The 22,033-nt window shown below is 66.6% G+C and carries 9 protein-coding genes, 2 tRNA genes and 1 pseudogene; 8 read left to right on the top strand and 4 right to left on the bottom strand.

Features of this window, described 5'->3' with window-relative positions; all coding sequences use genetic code 11:
• Window positions 1–134 precede the first annotated feature (134 nt).
• Together B5D80_RS03680 and B5D80_RS03675 are read left to right on the top strand one after the other, a co-directional pair.
• Window positions 135–225, top strand: a tRNA-Ser gene (locus tag B5D80_RS03680).
• 35 nt (window positions 226–260) lie between these two features.
• Window positions 261–333: transfer RNA gene (locus B5D80_RS03675), tRNA-Arg, on the top strand.
• Here the strand turns inward: B5D80_RS03675 and B5D80_RS03670 are convergent.
• Window positions 299–1,768, bottom strand: coding sequence for a tyrosine-type recombinase/integrase (locus B5D80_RS03670; protein WP_088642386.1), 1,470 nt, complete (start codon window positions 1,766–1,768; stop codon window positions 299–301). The genes B5D80_RS03675 and B5D80_RS03670 overlap by 35 nt on opposite strands.
• Window positions 1,769–2,387: 619 nt before the next feature.
• Here B5D80_RS03670 and B5D80_RS03655 point away from each other — a divergent pair.
• The 6 genes from B5D80_RS03655 (at window position 2,388) to B5D80_RS03635 (ending at window position 18,438) form a co-directional block, all read left to right on the top strand.
• The gene (locus B5D80_RS03655; protein ID WP_245854202.1) at window positions 2,388–8,720 is read left to right on the top strand and encodes a carboxypeptidase regulatory-like domain-containing protein; all 6,333 of its coding nucleotides are present in this window, start codon (window positions 2,388–2,390) and stop codon (window positions 8,718–8,720) included.
• Between the two features lie 569 nt (window positions 8,721–9,289).
• Complete coding sequence (locus B5D80_RS03650) at window positions 9,290–15,274, top strand: RHS repeat-associated core domain-containing protein (protein ID WP_342747075.1); 5,985 nt, start codon at window positions 9,290–9,292, stop codon at window positions 15,272–15,274.
• Window positions 15,275–15,286: 12 nt separating this feature from the next.
• A complete protein-coding gene (locus B5D80_RS32740; RefSeq protein ID WP_144081559.1) occupies window positions 15,287–15,808 on the top strand; it encodes a hypothetical protein in 522 nt (173 codons plus the stop codon).
• Between the two features lie 813 nt (window positions 15,809–16,621).
• Complete coding sequence (locus B5D80_RS32735; RefSeq protein WP_144081558.1) at window positions 16,622–16,897, top strand: hypothetical protein; 276 nt, start codon at window positions 16,622–16,624, stop codon at window positions 16,895–16,897.
• A gap of 510 nt (window positions 16,898–17,407) precedes the next feature.
• Window positions 17,408–18,064: a hypothetical protein gene (locus B5D80_RS03640; protein WP_144081557.1), complete on the top strand. Its 657-nt coding sequence runs from the start codon at window positions 17,408–17,410 to the stop codon at window positions 18,062–18,064.
• 71 nt (window positions 18,065–18,135) lie between these two features.
• On the top strand, window positions 18,136–18,438 hold the full coding sequence (locus B5D80_RS03635; protein ID WP_088642330.1) for a hypothetical protein: 303 nt from the start codon (window positions 18,136–18,138) through the stop codon (window positions 18,436–18,438).
• A 154-nt stretch (window positions 18,439–18,592) separates the two neighbouring features.
• On the opposite strand, the pseudogene B5D80_RS35040 reads toward B5D80_RS03635, so the two are convergent.
• The 3 genes and pseudogenes from B5D80_RS35040 to B5D80_RS03620 all read right to left on the bottom strand — a co-directional run.
• A pseudogene (locus tag B5D80_RS35040) lies at window positions 18,593–18,833 on the bottom strand (ISL3 family transposase); the annotation flags it as partial.
• Window positions 18,809–20,674 carry an AfsR/SARP family transcriptional regulator gene (locus tag B5D80_RS03625; protein WP_281253435.1) on the bottom strand — a complete coding sequence of 622 codons (1,866 nt, stop codon included), beginning with the start codon at window positions 20,672–20,674 and terminating at the stop codon, window positions 18,809–18,811. The pseudogene B5D80_RS35040 and the gene B5D80_RS03625, both read right to left, overlap by 25 nt.
• Window positions 20,675–21,043: 369 nt before the next feature.
• The gene (locus B5D80_RS03620) at window positions 21,044–21,832 is read right to left on the bottom strand and encodes a hypothetical protein (protein ID WP_158224112.1); all 789 of its coding nucleotides are present in this window, start codon (window positions 21,830–21,832) and stop codon (window positions 21,044–21,046) included.
• Window positions 21,833–22,033: the final 201 nt, after the last annotated feature.

The following is a 22,033-nucleotide window of genomic DNA, read 5'->3' as shown; positions in this document are numbered from 1 at the left end:
TACGCCGGGCCGGACGGTGCCGCAGTGCCCCCGGCGCGGCCCCCACCAGGGGTTGCCGCCCGTCGGGATAGTCGCTTTGCCCCGGGTGGGGGCGGACCTGTATCCTCGTCCGCGGTGGTCCGCAGGGTCACCGAGGAGACTTCGCCTAGTCTGGTCTATGGCGCCGCACTGCTAATGCGGTTGGGGTCTTAAAGCCCCTCCCGGGTTCGAATCCCGGAGTCTCCGCGCAAAACCGGTTGTGTAGACTGGTCGAGCACCGGGCGCCCGTAGCTCAATGGATAGAGCATCTGACTACGGATCAGAAGGTTAGGGGTTCGAGTCCCTTCGGGCGCACAAGATCATGAGGGGTCTGACCTGCCGAAATGGCGGTCAGGCCCTTCTTGTTGTCCGCCCTGTGTGGATGGTGGGTGTCACGTGGGTGCGATGTGGGTGCTACACCTGAAGGTAATTTCTTCTCGCGCTTTGCGGTTCTGGCCTGCGGCTTCGACGCCGTGCCCGGGGCGCTGGGGATCGGAGCACCTGTTTTCGGTCGGTGGGTGGGTCGGTTCTTCTGGGCCCTTTTCTTGATCTTTCTCCGGGTGCGGCGAGCTGCGGCGAGGACGAGGTGGGCGGTGGCGTCGGCGCAGCGACGCTGGACGTCGGGTAGGACGCTGGTGTAGGTATCGGCGGTGATCACGATGCTGGAGTGGCCGAGCAGATCTTGCAGGGTCTTCAGATCGGCGCCGGCCTGGTGGGCGAGGGACGCGGCGCCGTGGCGCAGGTCGTGCAGCCGGACCGGGGGCAGTCCGGCGCGTTGGACGAGTTTGCGGAACCGGGTGGTGGCGTAGTTCGGGTTGATCGGCAGGCCGTCGGCGCGGGTGAACACATACGCGGTGTCGGTCCATGCCTTGCCGTTCTCGGCGGCTGCGGTCTTCTGGTCGAGTTGGCGGCGCCGGTGTGCGCGCAGGACCTGGACGGTGCGTTTGTCGAGGGCGACGGCGCGGCGGCCGGCGGGGGTCTTGGGGTCGCCTTCGACGATGGTGTAGCCGGCGGTGGTGCGGTTGCGTTCGATGGTGAGGACGCCCTGGTCGAGGTTGACGTCGGTCAACCGCAGTCCGCACATCTCGCCGCGGCGCAGGCCGCGCAGGGCCGTGAGCCACCAGAACGCGAACAGCGAGTCGTCGGTCACGTCGCCGAGGAACTCGGCGAGTTGGTCGGCGGTCCAGACCGCCACCGGCGGCCGGTCACCGGTGCGTACCCACTGTTCGACGCGGGCGTCGGTCCATACTTTCGCGTGGGGTTGCTGGTAGCCGCTGACCTCGATGTGCCGGGCCGGGTTGCAGTCGATCAGCCCCTCGCGGACGGCGAGGTTGAGTGCGGGGCGCAGCGTGGTGCGCAGGTGCTGCATCGCCGAGGCCGACTGTGGTCGGCCCTTGCTGTTGGTCGTGGCGGCGATCTGCGCGAAGGCCGTCCGCAGCAGTGGTGCGTCGAGGTCGGCCAGCCGATAGCGGCCGAGACGGGGGATGAGGACGGTGTCGACGTCGCGGGTGTAGTGGAATCGGGTGGTGGGTCGGATCTTCGTGCGGGTGTCGAGCCAGTGCCGCAGCCACCGCTCGACGGTCCAGCCGGCGGCGGTACGGTCAGCAGCAGTGCCTGCCAGCCACTGGTCGCGGGCCCGACGAGCGGCGGCCTGCGACCGGTAGCCACCACGGCGGACGCGTTCGCGGCGCCCGAGCAGGTTCGTCGCGGAGCAGTGGAAGTACCAGCTGCCATGCCCACGCTCCGCCAAGCGGGGACAGGACTGTTCAAGTCGTCGGCGGTGATTGTCTCGGCATCCGCACCGTTTGAAGATCACCCCTGGTTCGCTCATCGTCGCGCTCCCCTCGTCACCGGCGTACGTCATCAGGATGTGGGATATGGACGTGCGATGGCTGGAAGCAGGACTGTCTGCTTCCAGGGCTGCGCCGTTGGTGTTTGAGTTGGGCTGGGTGATCTTCTCGGCATCGGCGCGGGGGCTGTTGCAAACCAGCTCGGTTGTCTGGAGAGCCTGATCGACGTTGCGTGATGGGCTCCTGGATTTGACAGTGCAATGCCCGACTTGTGGTCACCTTCAGTAGTTGAGTCTTTACATAGAGCATCCTTTATCTCTAGGGTCGTGTCCACTGTCGGTCGTGGGCACGGGGGTCAGCGTGGCTGGTTTGGTCTTGCATGCACGTGCGTCACAGAGACGGTCTCTCTCCCCGCGGCGCTGGTGTGCGGCAGTGGTGGTCTTGGCCACGACCGTTGCAGGGCTTTCGGTCCCTGCTGTCGCCGCTGCTGCGGCTGTCACACCACCGAAGGGTTCCTGCGTCGATGAGCAGCCGGACGCGGCCGCGGCCCGACGCATGTTGGTGGTCTGTGGTCGGCGGGTGGAGGACATCTCGGCTCGAACGGAGTGGTCGCGGACGTTCCTGAACGTCGATGGGTCGCAGACGTTGGAGCAGACGATCGAGCCGACCCGGGTGCGTAAGGGCGGGTCGTGGGTGCCCGTGGACACGACGCTGAAGTTGACCTCCGAGGGGGTTGTGCCGCGGGCCACGGTCCTGCCGATGGTCTTCTCCGGCGAGGGCAGGGGTCCGTTCGTGCGGTTGCGTGACGATAGTCGCGAGCTGGGCGTGTCCTGGCCTGGGAAGCTGCCGGCTCCGGTGCTTAGCGGTTCGACGGCGACCTACCGGAACGTGCTTCCGGATGTGGATCTTCAGGTCACCGCTCAGCCTCTCGGCTTCTCGCAGGTGTTGGTCGTCAAGACCCGCGCCGCTGCCGCGAACCCGAAACTGGCGACGCTGACGTTCGGAGTCGAGACGAAGGGCGTCACGGTCGGCCCGTCCGCCGGTGGCGGGCTCGCCGCGCGGGATAGCAAGGGTGGCATCGTCTTCGCCGCGCCGGCGCCCCTGATGTGGGACTCGTCCGAAACCGGAGAACCTGCCGGCGGAGCGCCGGAGAAGGACAAGGGGCAGCCTGCCGTCAGCCCGTCGCGCAAGCCGACAGCGGCCGAGGCTGGCGCCGCTGGTGCCAGGGTCGGCGGTGCGGCAGGCCGGGATGAGGTGCCGGAGGCTGCCCGTAGGGCGGTGATGCCCGTAAGGGTCGATGACAAATCGGTGACGGTGGTTCCGGACAAGGCCATGTTGACCGATCAGCGGACGAGGTTGCCGATCTACATCGATCCGTCGTGGACCGGGGGGATCGCGAGCAACGCCTGGACCTCCGTATGGAGCAAGCACAAGTCGAGTTCCTTCTGGCAGAACACCACGGCGCTGTACAACGGGAAGATCATCGGCTCGGCGGGTGCGGGACGCACCGAGGACTGCTCGGGCTGCGCCGATCACATCATCCGGTCATTGTTCCGCATGAACACCTCGGCGGTGGCGGGCAAGCACATCCTGAGCGCGCAGTTCCGGGTGGAGCAGCGGTGGTCGTGGACGTGCAGCCCGAAGTCGAACGCGAAGCTGTGGATGACCGGGTCGATCTCGTCGGGCACGACGTGGAACAACCAGCCGACCTGGCACAGCACCTACACGGCGCAGAGCGTTGGCAACCGCAAGTACGGCTCCGCGCACGGTTGCCTCGGAACCGGCACGATCGAGTTCAACGTGACCTCGATGGTGGCGAAGGCGGCGGCGAGCAAGTGGCCGAACCTGACGGTGGGGCTGCGGGCGGTCGACGAGGGCACCAAGGACCAGTGGAAGCGGTTCAACCACGCCTCACCGAAGCTGGCGATCACCTTCAACAGCGATCCGAACGCGCCGGGCGACCGCAAGTCCGATGGCAAGGCCTGCGCCACCGGCGCTTCCCGGCCGTACGTGCTGACCCCCACACCGGTCCTGGCCGCCAAGCACTCCGACCCGGACAGCTCGCAACAGTCGTTGACCACCTACTTCTACTGGTGGCCGGTAGGCGGCACGCGGAACGAGACCAACAAGATCTCGCAGGCCGCGGGCAACCCGTCCACCACGTCGAAAGCGATACCCGCGGGCAAGCTGACCGATGGCGCGAGTTACGTGTGGCAGGCCCGAACCTGGGACGGTTCACACTACGGACCCTGGTCGGGCACGTGTGAGTTCACCGTCGACGCGACAGCGCCGCCTGCGCCCGCGAGCGTCTCGTCGACCAACTACACCAACGATGGAGTGCCGCGCGGCGGTGTCGGCCTCAGCGGCACCTTCAGCGTCGCCGCCCCGGCCACCCGCCCGCACGAGGTGAAGGAGTACGCGTACAGCCTCGACTCCGGCGTGCTGACCGCGGCCAAGACCGTGCCGGCGCGCAGCACGGACTACGGCGCGTCGATCACCCTTGCGCCACTGCACGACGGGATCAACACGCTCTACGTATGGTCGAAGGACCACGCCACCCGGTTCTCAACCCCGGTGACGTACACCTTCAGCGTCCGTGCCGGGTCCGGCCCGGCCGCGGAGTGGACCTTCGAGGAAACCGGCACCACCGGCACCGATGTCTCCGGTCACGGCAACACCCTGACCCTCGGCACGCCCGCCACCCGGGTCGCGGGTCGCTCCGGCGTCGGCACGGCCCTGTCGCTGCCAGGGACCACCGCGGTGACCAAGACCGGCACCATCACCTATCCCCACCCGGACACCGGGGCCTCCACGCCCGCGCGAACGGACTCAAGCTTCACCGTCACCGCCTGGGTGAAGATCAACTCGATCTCGGGAACCGGGGTCCAGACCGTGATGAGTGCCAGCGGATCCCGCATGTCCGCCTATCACCTCGGCTACGCCGGTAGCAACCAACGCTGGCGGTTCGCGATGGCCGCCGCCGACACCGACAACGCCGGTCTGTACAGCGTCTCCTCTGATTCGGCGCCCACGGCGGGCAAGTGGACCCACCTCGCCGGCGTGTACGACGCGTCGACCAAGAAACTGACGCTCTACGTCAACGGGGTGGCCCAGACCGCCACCGCGACTCTCTCCGGCGGCTTCAACGCCACCACCGAGGTGGCCATCGGCAGACGCATGTGGAACGGCGGTGCCGACAGCTTCTTCACCGGATCGGTCGACGACGCCAGGTTCTACCACTTCATCGAGACGCCGACGAACCTGGCGAAGCTGGCGGTGCCCCTACAGCCGAAGATCACCTTCCCGAACGGCAGCGACGTCACGCCCGGCGGAAACCTCGCCGTCACGTTCGACGCCGGCGGCGACACCAACGTCACGAAGTTCAAGTACAGCATCGACGGCACCAGCCTGGGCAGCACGGTAAACGCCACCACGGCGGGCGGCACGGCAACCGTCACGATCAACATCGGCGCCACTACCGGTACACGACCGGTCTACGCCGCCGCAGTCGACGACGGCAACCGGATCAGCGACCTGAACCAGAGTGAGTTCACCGTGACGTCTGCGGCGAGCCTGTCCGGCACGGTGTGGGACCCGAACTTCCTGCCCCAGGCCGGGGCGGTCATCCAACTCCAGCCCGGCGGCCACCAGGCCACCTCCAGCACTGACGGCAGCTACTTGCTGACCAACTTCCCTACTGGCTCATACATCATCACCGCCACCGTCGGCGGAAGGTGCGGCGCGGCATTCAGCCAGCCGATCGACATCGACGGCCAAGGCCTCACCCTCGACATCTTCCTCGCCGCGATCAGCGACGACCTCGGTAGCACCTGCACCGAACAGAGCACCGCCTTCACCGCCGCCAACAGCATTCTGCCACTGACCGGCGACGACGCCGTCACCACGGTGCAACTGCCCTTCGCCTTTCCGTTCTACAGCGGGGCGTACCGCAGCGCCTGGGTCGACACCAACGGCCTGCTCTCGTTCACCGACCCCGGCGGCTCACACCCGTACACCGGTGGTGGTCAGCTGCCCACTCCGACGGAACCGAACACCGTGGTCGCCCCGTTCTGGGACGACCTGGTGGTCGATGGCTTAGCCAGCGTGCGGACGGCGACCACCGGTGCCGGCAGCGCACAGCGGTTCATCGTCGAGTGGCGCAACGTGCACCGTAAGGGCGACACCACCCAGCGCCTGTCGTTCGAGGCGATCCTCGCCCCGGACGGCACGGTGACCACCAACTACGACCAACTCGACAACGCCGCAGAGAAAGGCGCCAACGCGATCGTCGGCATCGAGGCGGACGCCGGCGAGGACGGCCTGACGTACTCCGCGAATGAACCGGCCCTGGCCAACGCCCGGTCGATCACCTTCGTCCGCCCGGACGTCGCCGGCGGGCTGGAGACGCACAACCTCTCCGGAGCGCTGACCGACACTGCGGGCACCCCGGTCGTGGGCGCCACGGTCTCGCTCGACCCGAGCGGCCTGACCGCCACCACCGGCGCGGGCGGGGCGTACAGCTTCACCGGCCTGGTCGCCGACAGCTACACCGTGTCGGCCAAGCTCGCCGGCCGGTGCGGCGTCACGGCCCGCAACCAGGTGGAGCTCTCGACCGATACCGTCCGTAACCTCCAACTCGGCCCCGACTACGGCGGCCTGGGGTACGCCTGCGCCACCGGCGCCACCGGCTACCAGGCGGCGTCGACCGTGCTCGCCCTGACCGGCGACGACGCGGCGACATCGGTGACGTTGCCCTTCCCGGTGCAGTTCCACGGCCAGTCGTACACCACCGGCCTGGTGCACACCAACGGCCTGGTCAGCTTCGGCGCGGCCTCCGGCCTGCCGGAAACCTGGGCCAACCCGACCATGCCCACGGCGACCGCACCCAACGCGGTGGTGGCCCCGTTCTGGGACGACTTCGAGGTCGACACCTCCGCGAGCGTGCGAACGCAGACCTTCGGCACCACCCCGAACCGGTCCTACGTGGTGGAGTGGCGCAACGTCGGATTCCGCCCGACCAAGACGGAGCGGCTGACTTTCGAGGTCATCTTCCACGAGGACGGGCGGATCGCGTTCCACTACGGCGCCATGTCGACCCCGACCCAGCAGGGCGCAGGCGCGACCGTCGGCCTGGAGAACGCCTCCGGCACCGTGGCGGCCCTCTACTCCTTCCAGGAAGCGGCCCTGCCCGGCAACACCTCGATCACCTACACCCCCGCCCCCACCGGCACCGTCACGGGCCTGCTCACCACTGCCGTGACCGGCCAACCGGTCGCGGGAGCCACGATCACCATGAACCCCGGCAACCGCAGCACCACCACCGGCGCGGACGGCAGCTACCAGTTCACCGCCGTACCGGTGGGCGAATACGCGGTCGCCGCCTCGACCGGTGACAACCGCTGCGCCGGCCAGTACGCCAAGGAAACCATCAACCACCCCGGCGGCACCTCCGACGTCGACCTGTCGGTCATGGTCGACGGCGACGAGTTCGGCTACAAGTGCACCACCGGCACACAGACATTCGTCCCCGGCGACGTCACCGAAGGCTGGAGCGGCGACGACACCGTATGGCAGAAGAACCCACCGTTCCCGGTCAAGCTCTACGGCGAGTCATACACCTCGGCCTGGATCAGCGCCAACGGTCTGGTCAGCTTCAAAGACCCGGCGTACTTCGGCTGGATCGGCTCCGCACCGGGCACCATCCCCTCGCCAGCCGCCGAAGGCTCCCCGAACGCCGCCGTCTACGTCCACTGGGACGACTGGGTCATCGACTCACAGGCAGCGATCGCCACCAAGATTAGCGGCACCGCCCCCAACCGGCAGTGGATCGTGGAATGGCGCAACGTCCACGCCCACGGCGACACCACCACCCGAACCACCTTCGAAGTCATCTTCACCGAAGGCGGCGACATCACCCTGGCCTACAACGGCATCGACCCCACCAAACCGATCGAGCGGGGCAGCGAGTCCACCGTCGGAATCGAGAACGCCGACGGGTCCATCGGCTTCCAGTACCTGCACCGGGAGAACTGGCTGGCCAGCGGTCAAGGCGTGACCTTCAAGCCCAACCCGCCAGGACAGGGCAGCCTCGCCGGGACCGTCACCTGCCAGGGCACCCCCATCGCCGCAGCGACCATCGCGGTGGCCGGCAAGACCGCCACAACCGCAACGGACGGCACCTACCAGGTCGACGCCGTACCCGCCGGAACCTGGGCGGCGATCAGCACCGCGACTAGCGGCACCTGCAAAGGCTCCGACGCACGACAGGTCGCGGTCGGCACCAGCACCCAGGCGCTCGCCGACTTCACCCTGGCGGCCACGCCCACAGGCGGTGGCTACACGCTGGCCGAACAAGCCGTGCCCTACATCCCCGCCAACACCACAGTGCTGCCACTCACCGGAGACGACGCCTACACCCCCGTCACCCTGCCCTTCCCCGTGAACCTCTACGGCCAGACCTACAACACCGGCTGGGTCGACATCAACGGCGTGATCAGCTTCATCGACCCCGGAGAACCCTCACCAGACGCCTGGCCGATCCCCTCACCGGACAGCCCCGAAGAACCCAACGCCGCCCTCTACCCCTTCTGGCACGACTGGGTCGTCGACAGCAACGCCAGCATCCGCACCACCGTCCGCGGCAGCACAGGAAGCCGGCAGTTTGTCATCGAATGGCGCAACGTCCACTCCTACGAAGACCCCCTCACCCGAATCACCTTCCAGGTCATTCTCGACGAAACCGGCGGCTACAGCTTCACCTACACCGACAACGACGGCACCTTCCTCGAACGCGGCGGCGCCGCCACCATCGGCATCGAGAACACCGACGGCACCACCGCCGTCCAATACACCTACCGCCAGCCGGTCCTCCGCCCCGGCCTCGGTCTGCGGCTGAGCCCACCCACCCCATGACGGGCCGTTTCCTCAGCGCCGTCGGGGCGGCCGCCACCGGACTGCCAGGAAGTGCACATCAGCAGTCGGCGAGCCGAACCAGGCTCGGACCGCAACCAATCTGGGGCCGCGGGTACCCAAGATCCACACTCATGACGAGCACGGATAACCTCGGGGAGCACACGATGGACTCGACTCGCCCACTCCGCCGATTCCGTGGACTCGGTAGAGTCCGCATGGTCATAGCAGCCGCAACCGCAGCGCTGATGGCCGCGACGCTCATTGGTGCACCGACGTCGGCTGCGGGCGCGAAGCGCTATCAGCCACCGGCACCGCAGAAGGTGCCGACTGTTCCAGTGGCTCCTGTAGTACCCAGCACACCGGGACCACGAGCGGTAATGCCCGACGCGGGCCGCCAGCCCGCACCGGTGTGGCCCGCAGCGGGGACCGTAGAGGTCGACATCGCCGGGAGGACCTCCACGCCTGTCACGGCAGGAGCACTGCCAGTTCGGGTCGCCTCGGCGTCCTCGCCCGCGGTGTCCGCGACCGGCCGAACACTCGCTCCTGCCACGACCCCAACCCGGGTCCGGGTGGAGTTGTTGAACCGGGCAGACACCGAGAAGGCGGGAATCCGTGGGCTCCTGCTCAGGGTGGGCCGAGCCGACGGTGCTGCAAGCGCGGGCAGCCTACAGCTGACGGTGAACTACGGGGCATTCGCGTCTGCCTACGGCGGCGACTGGGCGTCGCGGCTGCGTATGGTGTCGATGTCGGCCTGCGCCCCCGAACAGGCGGAGGCACAGGCATGTGCAGGCACCCCACTGCGGTCAACTAACAACCTGAGGACGCACGACGTGTCGGCGGCGGTGCCGGTGTCCGGGAGCAGCGTCCTGGTGGCGTTGACGGCCGGCGACTCCAGCGCTGCGGGTGACTACAAGGCCACCTCGCTCCAGCCGTCGTCGACTTGGAGCGCTGGCGGGAACTCCGGGGCGTTCACCTGGTCGTACCCCATGCGGGTACCGCCGTCGCTCGGCGGGCCGGCACCGACCCTGGCGCTTTCGTACTCCTCGCAATCCGTGGACGGCCGGCAAGCGGCCAGCAACAACCAGCCCTCCTGGGCAGGCGAGGGCTTCGAGGCTAACCCCGGCGGGTTCATTGAGCGGCGATACGTCGGCTGCGGCCAGGACATGGAAGGTTCAGCCAATAACAGCAAGAAGACCAGTGACCTGTGCTGGGAGACCAGCAACGCCACGCTCTCCCTAGGTGGACACTCCGGCGAGCTGATCTACAACGCGACCGAGGACCGTTGGCACCTGCGGTCGGACGACGGTTCGCGAATCGCGCACAAGACCGGCGCGAGTAATGACGACAACGACGGCGAGCACTGGGTGGTCACCACCACCGATGGCACCCAGTACTGGTTCGGGTTAAACCAGTTGCCCGGCTGGGTCTCCGACAAACCGGTGACGAACTCCACGCTCACTGCCCCGGTGTTCGGCAACGAACCGAATGAGCCGTGCCACGCCGCCGCGTTCATCGACTCCGACTGTACACAGGCATGGCGGTGGAACCTCGACTATGTGGTGGACGTCCACGGTAACTCCGCCTCGTACTGGTACGTCAAGGAGACCAACAAGTACGGACGTAATCTCGACGCCGACGACGCCGCTTCGTATGACCGGGCCGGCTATCTCGACCATATTTCCTACGGCACTCGGCGTAGCAACGATGTCGATTCAGTGCTGAGTACCCCGGCGCCGGCGCAGGTGGTCTTCGAGGTTGCCGACCGCTGCCTGTCCAATTGCACTACCCATGATGCCGCGCACTGGCCCGATACTCCGTGGGACCAGCAGTGCACCGGGTCGAACTGCGGCACGGTGTACTCGCCCACTTTCTGGACCAAGAAGCGGTTGGCGTCGGTGACCACCCAGATCCGCTCCGGCGGTGCCTACTCCGACGTGGAGCGCTGGACGCTGACCCACACGTTCCCAGACCCCGGGGACGGCACCCGCGCCGGCCTGTGGCTGTCCAAGATCTCCCATGCCGGCCTGGTCGGCACGACCACCGCTGTCCCGGATATCGAGTTCACCGGGGTGCAACTGGCCAACCGGGTGGACACGATCGACTTCGCGGCGGCGATGAACTGGTGGCGAATCGCCAAGATCCGGAACGAGACCGGCGGCACCATCAGCGTCACCTACTCCGGCCCGGACTGCGTGGCTGGCCAGACTCCGACGGCAGAAACCAACACCAAGCGCTGCTACCCGTCTGTCTGGACTCCGGAGGGCTACGCCAACCCGGTGACCGACTGGTTCCACAAGTATGTGGTCACCACCGTCTACGAACAGGACAACACAGGGGGGACGCCACCGCAGGGCAGCCCTCGCACGGTGTACAAGTACTCCTACCTCGACGGCGCGGCCTGGCACTACAGCGACGACGACGGCCTAATCGAGAAGAGGTACAAGACCTGGTCGAGCTTCCGTGGCTACGGTCGGGTCGGAGTGACAACCGGCGACCCGGGAGAGCAGACCTACACCGAGACCCGCTACTTCCGGGGCATGGACGGGGACAGGGCGGCCCCCTCGGGGGGCACCAAGACAGTCACCATCGACGGGTTCACCGACGCAGACTGGTACGCCGGCATGACCCGCGAGGCCAAGACGCTCAACGGTCCGAATGGGGCGGTAGTGTCCCGCGAGACCAACGATCCGTGGGGCTCTGCCGCGACCGCCACCCGCACCATCAACGGTGACACAGTGACCGCGCGCTTCGCTCGAACCACCACGACCCGCAAATACACCACCCTGGACAACGGGCGTGGTGAGCGCGCCACCAAGACCACGACCAGCTTCGACTCCTTCGGCATGCCCACGAAGATCGACGACTTCGGCCACGACGGAGTCGCTGGCGACGAGCAGTGCAAGAAGATCGACTACGAACCCCGAAACACCACAAAATGGCTCGTGGACAAGGTGCAACGCACACAGACGTACGCAGTTCAGTGCTCGGCCACGACACCCACCGCGGCCCTGGCAGACGCGGACGTCATCTCCGAGGAACGGACCAGTTTCGACGGGCAGACATTCGGGACGGCACCCATCCGCGGCCTCGCAACGAAGACCGAGAAGATGGCTTCCTGGAATGCCGGCGCGCCAACCTTCGCAACGGTCTCGCGAGGCACTTTTGACGAGAACGGGCGAGTGACTGCGGCCTGGGACGCGTTGAACGCCAAGACCACCACGGAGTACACCCCCACCACCGGTGGCCCGGTGACCGCAACCACGGTCACCAACCCCTTGCTGCACGTGGCCTCGACCACGGTGAACCCGGCATGGGGCAACAACTCCGCGATCATCGACCCCAACAACAAGCGGACCGACCTCGCCTACGACGGCCTGGGCCGGCTGACCGCAGTGTGGCTCCCCGGCCGGAATAAGGCGACCCAGACAGCCACCGCCACCTTCAACTACCTGATCCGCAACGACGCCGCCACCGTGGTATCCACCTCCCGGCTGAACCCGGCCGGTGCCTACAACACGATGTACGCCCTATACGACGGCCTGCTCCGGCCACGGCAGACCCAGACTCCATCACCTTCCGGCGGCCGGCTGCTCACGGACACCTTCTACGACACCGCCGGTCGAGAGGTGAAGATGTTCGGCAGCTACCACGCAACCGGGGTGCCCGGCACGACGCTGGACACCGCCACCGATCGGGCATTCGTCCCGAACCAGAATCGAACGATCTTCGACGGCGCGGGACGCCCAACCGCATCGGTCTTCCAACCCTACGACGCGGAACGCTGGCGGACGTCCGTCTACTACGCCGGTGACCGTGCCGACGTGACCCCACCCGCAGGTGGCACCGCCACCTCCAAACTGACCGACGCGCTCGGCCGGACCGTCTCGGTGCGCCAGTACCACGGCGCGAGCCCGACACCAAACACGGTCGGCTCGTGGGACACCACGTCCTACGCCTACACCCGCAAGGGCCAACTCGCCAGCGTCGCCGATTCCATGAATAACCAGTGGCTCTACGAGTACGACCTGCAGGGCCGTCGCACTAGGCAGACCGATCCCGACACTGGTGTCACTACCTTCACCTATGACGCGGGGGACCGCGTCACTTCATCCACCGACGCCCGCAGTAAAAAGTTGGCATACCTATATGACGCGCTAGGCCGTAAACGGGCGGTGTACGACAACGCAGTCGGTGGCACAATGCGGGCCCAGTGGGTCTACGACACGATCGCCAAGGGCCGCCTCTCTCAGTCGACCCGGTTCGTGGGCAGCGCCGCCTACCAGACCAAGGTCACCAGCTACACCGACCAATATCAACCGAACGGGATCGAGGTGGTGATCCCGACGGCAGAGAGCAACCTAGCCGGCACCTATACTTTCTCCAACACCTATAACGTCGACGGCAGCGTCGCTTCGACCGGTCTGCCGTCCACCGGGGGTGACTTGCCGGCCGAGACACTCTCCTACACCTACGACTCACTGGGTCAGCCGACCACGATGACCTCGCTGTACGGCGCGGCAAACTTGTCCTATGTGGTGGGCACGACGTACAACGCCCTTGGTGAACTCAATCAACTCACACTCGACACCGACAACACCGCTGGCGGGCGGGTACTGCAGGCTTTCACCCATGAACTCGAGACAGGACGGCTGACCGGAGTCCGGGTAGATCGGGACACGGTCGCGCCGAACACGCTGTCCGACATCCGCTACACGTACGACAAGGCCGGCAACATCACCAAGGCGATGGACACCGCACCGGACCCGGTCGACGACACCCAGTGCTTCAGATACGACCACCTTCGCCGCCTCAGGCACGCCTGGACCCCGACCAACAGCGACTGCGACGCCGATCCGGTGGCTACCTCCCTCGGCGGTCCTGCACCATACTGGCACTCCTGGTCATTCGACCTCGTGGGCAACCGCGAAACCCAGACAGTGCACACCACATCCAGCAACACCACCACGACCTACGAATACCCCGCTGCCCAAGCATCGCGACCCCATGCGTTGTCGACCACCACGACTGGCTCGATAACGCAGGACTACCGATACGACGAGTCAGGCAACACAACCTGTCGGCCCACCGGGACGGCCGCGAATACCTGCCCGAGTGGCACCGGCTCTCAGGTGCTCACTTGGGATTCCGAGGGACACCTCGAAACCAGCACCGACTCGACAGGCACCACCACCTACATCTACGATGCGGACGGCAACCGACTCGTACGCCGGGACCCGACCGGCAAGACGCTCTACCTGCCCGGACAGGAACTGCGGTACACCACCAGTACCGGAAACACCACCTGCACCCGCTACTACGCCTATGGCGGGTCCACGGTCGCCTCCCGCACCAGCGCAGGACTAACGTGGCTAGCCGCCGATCACCAAGGCACCGCGAACGTCTCCGTCAGCGCCACCGCCGCGCAGACAGCCACGGTCCGCCGCCAGAATCCCTACGGCAACCCACGCGGGGGCAGCCCGACCTGGGCCAACGATAAGGGCTTCGTCGGCGGCACGAAGGACAACACCGGGCTGACCCACCTCGGCGCCCGGGAGTACGACCCGACCATCGGCCGGTTCGTCTCCGTCGACCCAGTCTTCGACCAGCAGAACCCGCAGTCCTGGACCGGCTACGGCTACACCAGCGGCTCACCGATAACCTCCAGCGACCCCAGCGGGCTAAAAGAATGCGCGGGGTTCTATACCTGCAGCGGCACCGATGAAGGAGTAGGCCAGCCACCCAAGGACGAATGCTACAACTACACTGGGGTCGCCCAGCGTCACTGTGAGGAAAACCAAGGCAACGGGCAGAATACGAGCGCAGGGGAAGCCACCGGTGGCACAGGGTCCGGCAACAACCCCTCTGCCAACCTGCCGGCCATTCCACCGGAGAAGGCGCGGCAACTTGACAACTACATCCGGATGGTGATCGACCAGAACCCGGACACCTGGAACATCCCCGGCTCGTATGCCTACAACGCCATCATGGTCCGTATCAAGCATGCCCTGTTCGGAACCCCTAGCTTCAAGGACTACTGGGAGGCGCTGGACCAGACAGTCGTCTCAACCGTGGTGGCCACCGTAGGTGCAGTCCTCTGTGCCGAAACCGGCCCAGCCTGCCTGCTCGCCGCTGGGGCGATCGCAGGCATCGCGGGCCAGTGCATGGATGACTGCGAGGACACCCAGGCCGTAGCCCTGGCAGCGGTTTTTTCAGCCGCTACCGGGGGCGGTGGCGCACGCGTCACGCCCGGTCGAAACTTTAAGTCGCATTTCCTCAACCACAAGACGTTGCTGCAAGGGGTAACTGGAAATAGATATACAACCCTTGCTAAAGGGGGTCCCATGTTTCTGGACGATTTGTCAATGATGGTGGAAAGTGGTGATCTTGCATTCGCGGGTTGGGGTACCCTGAAGCAGGGGCAACCTGCGGCAAAGATATATCGTGGACAGGGTCTAACGCTTGTCACTACAGCCGAAAACCAGTTCTGGACTCTTCTCAGAACAGGGGAAGGTCTAGATAAGGCAATCGTGATGCTGTCTGGGCCGCCTAGCTAGAAAGGAACTCTGGTGAACGAGTGCGAAGGTGCTGGTCTTGGTTGGGCTGTTGAGATGGTCAAGCGGCACTCAATGATGGAGGCTATTTTTGTCCCAGCCTTCGTGGATCTCGATACATTACCAAGGCAGGTGAAACTCTTCCCAAGGAGCGTTTTTGTTGAGTCTACCCGCGGGCTCATGGCCATGAACATCGATGAGAAGTCGGGCCAGATTCGGTTAGCGGATAGCGACGCCCTGGTGACCCCTCCAGCCCTGAGTGCCGAGCCATCGCTCGAACCGGTATTCGCAGATCTGTCGATTAACTACCTCTCAGAAATAGCCCCATTGCGATGCTTGGCTGTTGTTCTGCACTTAGATGTCGACTCCAGCGGTCCTGAAAATCGGTTCAGAGCGGTCGAGCTTCACTTCGCCGGTGATCGAATTTTGCTTTTTGATCCATTCTGGCCTTCGGGAATAAAAATTGGAGGCAAATTTGAGGCCGTCCGACTCCGCAAGGAGATTGCCGGCGGCCATATTATAGAAGTGAAGATTTGAGTTATGCCGAGTAGGGCTAGGGGTCGAAGGCTGTCACTGCGACGCGAGTCCGGTAAGCACTTCCCGCGCGGGTCAAACCCGGGAATACTTCAACCTCGACTACCTGCCGTCACTGCGCCGTACGGGCCGTTCGAGATGTTCTTCAACCAGTTGATCGGCGCGCACGGCGGTTGCCGGCAGAACACGTCGGCGACCATGGAACGGATGCGGCAGCGTTTCGGCCCGCACCTCGGCGTCCCGGATGTCACCGGTCAGTGGCGGGCCCGGGTTCGCGCGCAGCCCGAGCCGGGTCGCGGTGGGTGCTGGCTCTGGACCACTATCGAGGCGCAGCGCCTCGACAACTACCTACGGGATGCCAAGGCGGTCCGGAACCGGCTCGCGTACGACGACAACCCGCAGACCGCACCGAACGCGTCCGGGACCTGTACGACCGCAAGGACGGCAAGACGTCCATCACGCTGGTGTGGGTTGAGGGCTTCGTCCAGGCGGTACAGGACTTGGCCACGATCACCGCCCTCGAACTCACCGGAGAAACCACCTTAAGCCCAGACTGGCCGGTCCCACCCCGTACCGAGGTCAGCGCAAACCCGCCCGCGCCGCCGTGGGCGGCGACCCCGTAGCGGCACCCCCTCCGCACGACTGCCGATCATCGCGATCATCCGGCGATCGACAGTGGGAGGAGTGAAGAGTCATGACGGACTACGAACTCGTGGTGGCTGTGTCGACCCACCGCGGTCGTTCGAGCGGCTCGTGGACGTGGTCGCTCGGGTGGCGGGTGCGACCGCTCGGGAGATACCGGGTGAGAGTCAGTCGGTGGTGGGCACTCTTGCCGAAGGCAAATTCTGGGTGCGGTTCGATCCCGCTGATCTTGAGCCGTTCGCCAGTCATCCGTGCGTGATCGAACTGAAGCTGGAGTTTCCTTCGCGGGAACCGAAGCTGGTAGCGGACATCTTTGATGCTCTCGTCGCTGACGGTCACCGGGTGATCCTGATGGCTGATGGCGGTCCGATCCGTTCCTCGCACGTCAGCGAGGAAAATCGAGGCGATGGAGCCACCGATGGTGGGTCCGGCGAGCCGCCATCAACCTGATGAATCTGGGTCTGCTGCTGGCCGGCCGTGTCGCGGCACGCTTGGTGTCGTGGAGCGCGATGTTGACCAGCCGGGCCGGAGCTCCCTGGGTGCTCTATGGGTGCTCGGACGTCGGGGACTGGCATGGACCCCCTCGGACCGACGCGGAAGTTGGGCCCCTGCCCCGATCGCGGGGAGTAGTGATACGCGGCTTCTGGTCCGGCAGGGGGCGTGGAACTGCGGTTATCCGGTCGGACCCACCAGGATCTAGGGCTAGACTCGGACCAGCTTTGATAAGGTGCTATACGGATTACTCTGCCTACAGGGCTGCCGACTACGGATCAGAAGGTTAGGGGTTCGAGTCCCTTCGGGCGCACAAGATCATGAGGGGCCTGACCTGCCGAAACGGCGGTCAGGCCCCTTTGCCTTCTTGTCTCTTGTGGTCGGTTGGGTGCTCGCCGAGGCCGTCGGAATCGGGGCTTGTTGGAGGGGTGGGGCAGCCTTGGTGGTCGGTCAGTACCCTCGCGGGTCGTGGTGAATGTTGCAGCGGTTGAGGATGCGCTGGGTGTTTTCGCGGCGCGGCTGGTCACCCCGGTGGATCTGATCACCATCCACCGCGACAACATGGACGAGGCGAGGCGAAACTCCCGGTATCGGAGCATGAGGTACGGGGCGTTCCTTCTGACGTACGGGCCGTTCGAGATGTTCTTCAACCAGTTGATCGGCGCGCACGGCGGCCCCCGGCAGAACACGCCGGCGACGATGGAACGGATACGGCAGCAGTTCGGCCAGCACCTCGGCGTCCCAGACGTCACCGGTCAGTGGCGGGCCCGGGTCCGCGCGCAGCCCGAGCCGGGTCGCGGTGGGCGCTGGCTCTGGACCACCATCGAGGCGCAGCGCCTCGACAACTACCTACGGGATGCCAAGGCGGTCCGGAACCGGCTCGCGCACGGCGACGACCCGCAGACCGCGCCGAACGATTCCGGAACCCTGTATGACCGCAAGGACGGCAAGACGTCCATCACGCTGATGTGGGTCGAGGGCTTCGTCCAGGCGGTACAGGACTTGGTCACGATCACCGCCCTCGAACTCACCGGAGAAACCACCTTGATCCCAGACTGGCCGGTCCCACCCCGTACCGAGGTCAGCGCAAACCCGCCCGCGCCGCCGTGGGCGGCGACCCCGTAGCGGCAACCCCTCCGCACGACCGCCGACCGTCGCGATCATCCGGCGATCGACAGTGGGAGGAGTGAAGAGTCATGACGGACTACGAGCTCGTGGTGGGATATGTCGACCCGCCGCGGTCGTTCGAGCGGCTGGTGGACGTGGTCGCTCGGGTGGCGGGTGCGACCGTTCGAGAGATGCCGGGTGAGAGTCGGTCGGTGGTGGGCACTCTTGCCGAAGGCAATTCTGGGTTGGACATCTTTGATGCTCTCGTCGCTGACGGTTACCGGGTGATCCTGATGGCTGATGGCGGTTCCATCCGTTCCTCGCACTCCAGCGAGGAAGATCGAGGCGATGGAGCGACCGACGGTGGGTCCGGCGAGTCGCCACCAACCTGATGGATCTCCTGCCCGTTCCACCGTTAGAAGGCAAAGCTCGGTGGCCGGCCAGCCCGGAATCCGTGCTGGAACGGGCCCGCCAGATCCTCGCTACCCATCAAAATCCAGGTCTTTCTCGGCACCCCCAGGGTCTTGGAGGCGCGGCCGTCATGGTGATGGGTGCGTCCAGGACGGGGGCCCAGCAGGTGCTGTGCGCCTTCACCTCGCTGGGGATGGCTGCGCCACAGGTGCCACCTGTCTGCGACCTGCGCCGTTTTGGGCAGAGCACAGCAGATGACCTCGACGCCGGGAGGTGCGCGCAACCACGCTTCGAGGGTGTCGGCGGTGCGGTCGGGTAGCGGGTCGATCCGCTCGGGGGTCTCGGCGTCGATCACCAAGGTGGCACGGCGGTGTCGCGGCTCTCGTCGGGCTGCTCCGCCGCGTGGCCGGTGTCACCGATGAGCGAGTCCTCGGCCGCCAACCGCCGGACGAACGCCTGCAGCAGGCCCCGCAGCTGGAACACGACCTGGCCGTCCTGCCGCTCGATGTCCAGGAGCCCGGCGCCCAACAGTTCGGTGAGTGCGTCCTGCGCGTCCTGCTCGGCGACGTCCAGCAGCGGCGCGCACATCCAGCCCTGGAAGCCCCGATCGTCCAGTCGGCTGACGCGTCGCAGCAGGCGCCGGGCCAGCGGGCTGAGCCCCTGCCAGATCTCGTCGACCATCGCCACCAGGTCCAGGCCGCCGTACGACAGTTCGGTCAGCCGGCGGCGGTCGTCGTACAGGCGGACGATCAGGTCCCGTACCGGCAGGTGCGGTTGGCTCTTCAGCCGTTCGGCGGCCAGCCGTAGCGCCAGCGGCTCGCCGGCGCACAGGTCGGCCAGCAGGGCGATGTCGGCCGCCTTGATGTCGCCCCGCTCCTGGCCGACCGCCCTGGTGAGCAGTTCGACCGATTCCTGGGTATCCAGCGGGTCGACACCCAGCGTGGTCGCGCCGCCGAGCACGGCCAGCCGGGTCCGGCTGGTCAGGATCACCGAGCACGTCGGGCTGCCGGGCAGCAGCGGTGCCACCTGCTGCCCGCCGCCCGCGTCGTCGAGGACCACGAGAATCCGTCGGTCGCTGAGCAGATTGCGGTACATGTCCGTCCGCTCCTCCAGGGTGTCGGGTACGGCGCGGCCCGGCACGCCGAGCGCGCCGAGGAAACGGGCCAGCACCCCTTCGGCGTCGGCCGGGCGGGCGGCACCGCCGAGCCGGGCGAACAGTTGGCCGTCCGGGTACTCCCCGTCGAGGGCGTGGGCGACGTGCACGGCCAGGGTGGTCTTCCCCAGCCAGGGTCGGCCGGTGACGATCACGACGGGCACGGCCCGGGACCCGGTGTCGCGCGGTCCACGCAGTGCCGCCCGCACCCGTTCGATCAGGTCCCGCCGGCCGGTGAAGTCGCCAATGTCGGCCGGCAACAGGCGGGGTGCGGCCGGCCGTACCGGCACCGGGCGGGACGCCTCCTCCGGCTCCAGCAGGTCGGCCACCTCGCCGGCGAGGATCGCCCGCTCCAAGCGGCGTAGCTCGACCCCGGGCTCCAGGCCAAGTTGTTCCACGAACAACTGTCGGCCGACCCGGTAGGTGTGCAACGCCTCGGCCTGCCGTCCGCCCTGGTACAGCGCGATCATCAGTCGCGCCCGCAGCCGCTCGCGGAACGGGTTTGCCGCGACCAGTTCGGCGAGCCCGCTGGTCAACTCGTGGTGTTGACCGAGCCGCAACCGCACGTCGACGTACTCCTCGATCACGGCCAGTCGCCGTTCGGCCAGCTGGGTGCCGATCGACTGGACGAGTTGGCTGCGTACGCCGGCCAGTGGGACGGCGCCCCGCCACAGCCGCAGGGCGTCGCGGAGCGTGTCGGCCGCGTCGTGCGGTCGGCCCTGGGCCAGCAGCCGCCGACCGCTCGCGACCAGGTCGTTGAACTCGAGCAGATCCAGTTCGTGGTCGGTGCACTGGATCGAGTAGCCCGGTGGGCGGGTCACGATCGCGTCGGGCCGGCCGCCGCCGGTCAGGGCGCGCCGGATGAAGGAGACGCAGATCCGGACCTGCTCCTTCGCGGTCGGTGGTGGCGTGTTGTCCCAGACGGCGTCCACGAGGCGCTCGACGGTCACCACCCGGTTGGGTTCGAGTAACAACATGGACAGAACGGTCCGCTGTCGGGGCGGGAACGACAGGTGGCCGGTCGTACCGACGACCTCCAGCGGACCGAGAACGCGAAACCACACAAATGTGCTCCCTCCTCAATATGAGGTGGCTTCGGCGCGTCCATCCCAAAGTTGGCGGTACCGCGCTACATAAACCCGTATCGGTGTCACCTCTGGCTCCATGCCGTCACGGGAATTGTTGCTCGCCAGGAAATTGGTATGCCTGGATTCCGGACAGAATGCGGACATCCGAGATGGTGTGTGCAGGCCGTTACACGCTTGTCCGACAGATTCTGCGGACAGCGACGGACGCCGCCGAAATCCAGCACCGGTCAGCGCGCGTCTTGTTCGCATACGGTCAGCTATGAAAGCGGCGACGCCGGGGCGAGAGCAGGCGTGAGTGTCCGCCGACCGTCAGGTTCGTGACTGTCGGCGCGGCGCGGATCCGGACTACGGCCGCTGTTCGCCGAGCACGCCGGCGACGACCTTCCACACGTCGGCGTCGCCCAGCAGTCCCTCGCGGTCGACCCCGAACGACATGCCGCGCGTCGGATTCACCGGCAGCCTGTGGTCCCGCGAGGACAGGAACATCGGCGTTCCCACCCGCAGGTCCAGTCCGCCCTGGCTGGCCAGGAGCAGGTAGGCCAGGTACGCGGCAAATCCGTCGGTGAGCTCCCGGCGAATGGCCTCGCCCAGCGAAAGCCGGTCGGCGATGCCCGACATGAGCTGGTCGTACCGGTCGATCAATGCCGTGGCGACCCGCGGCAGGTCGTCCCGGCCGGTGGCGAGCAGTTCCCGTGACCACTGCCGGGCATCGTCCAGCTCGCCTTCGGCCAGGTAGGCCGCGGAGGCCTGGACCGACGACACGAACTGGTCGCGGAGCGCGCTGCCGGGCACCGCCGCCGCGTCGAACAGCAGGACTGCGGGCGGTGTCGCGCCGGCCGTCGCGCTGACCGCGTCCGCGACGCGCGTCGCCAGGGCCGTTCCGGCGCAGAAGCCCAACACGGCCCGCACCGGACGACGGGTCCCGAGCGCCTCGTCCACCCACTGCGCGATGTGCTCGTCCAGTCGCGCATCCGTGTGAAGGCCCGACCAGGCGAGGTGAAGGAAGCACAGTTCGACGGATGCCCCGGCGGCCAGATCGGCGAAGCCGGCGGCGGCCCGCCCGCCCGGGAAATCCAGGCACAGGACCAGGTCACGTCCCCGGTTGCACAGCTCCCGCCACGTCGTCAACTCCACCGCCGGCCCCTTCGTCGTCCCGCCGGCGTTCCAGGCAACCCGGGGGCGATATCGATCGGCTATCGCCCGACGATCGCCGACGCTCGTGTCGAGAGTGGCCATGGTGTGCCGTTCACCGGCTGGAGGACCCCGGCCGACCGGTAACCGGGCGAAACGCTCGAGACCCACCAATACGGAAGGGTGGGTCGGCAACGCATCCTC

The sequence above is a fragment of the Micromonospora wenchangensis genome (assembly GCF_002210435.1).
In the GTDB taxonomy this organism is placed as follows: domain Bacteria; phylum Actinomycetota; class Actinomycetes; order Mycobacteriales; family Micromonosporaceae; genus Micromonospora; species Micromonospora wenchangensis.
Note: the sequence above shows the minus strand (reverse complement) of the source record. Positions and strands in the feature narration are given on the sequence as shown.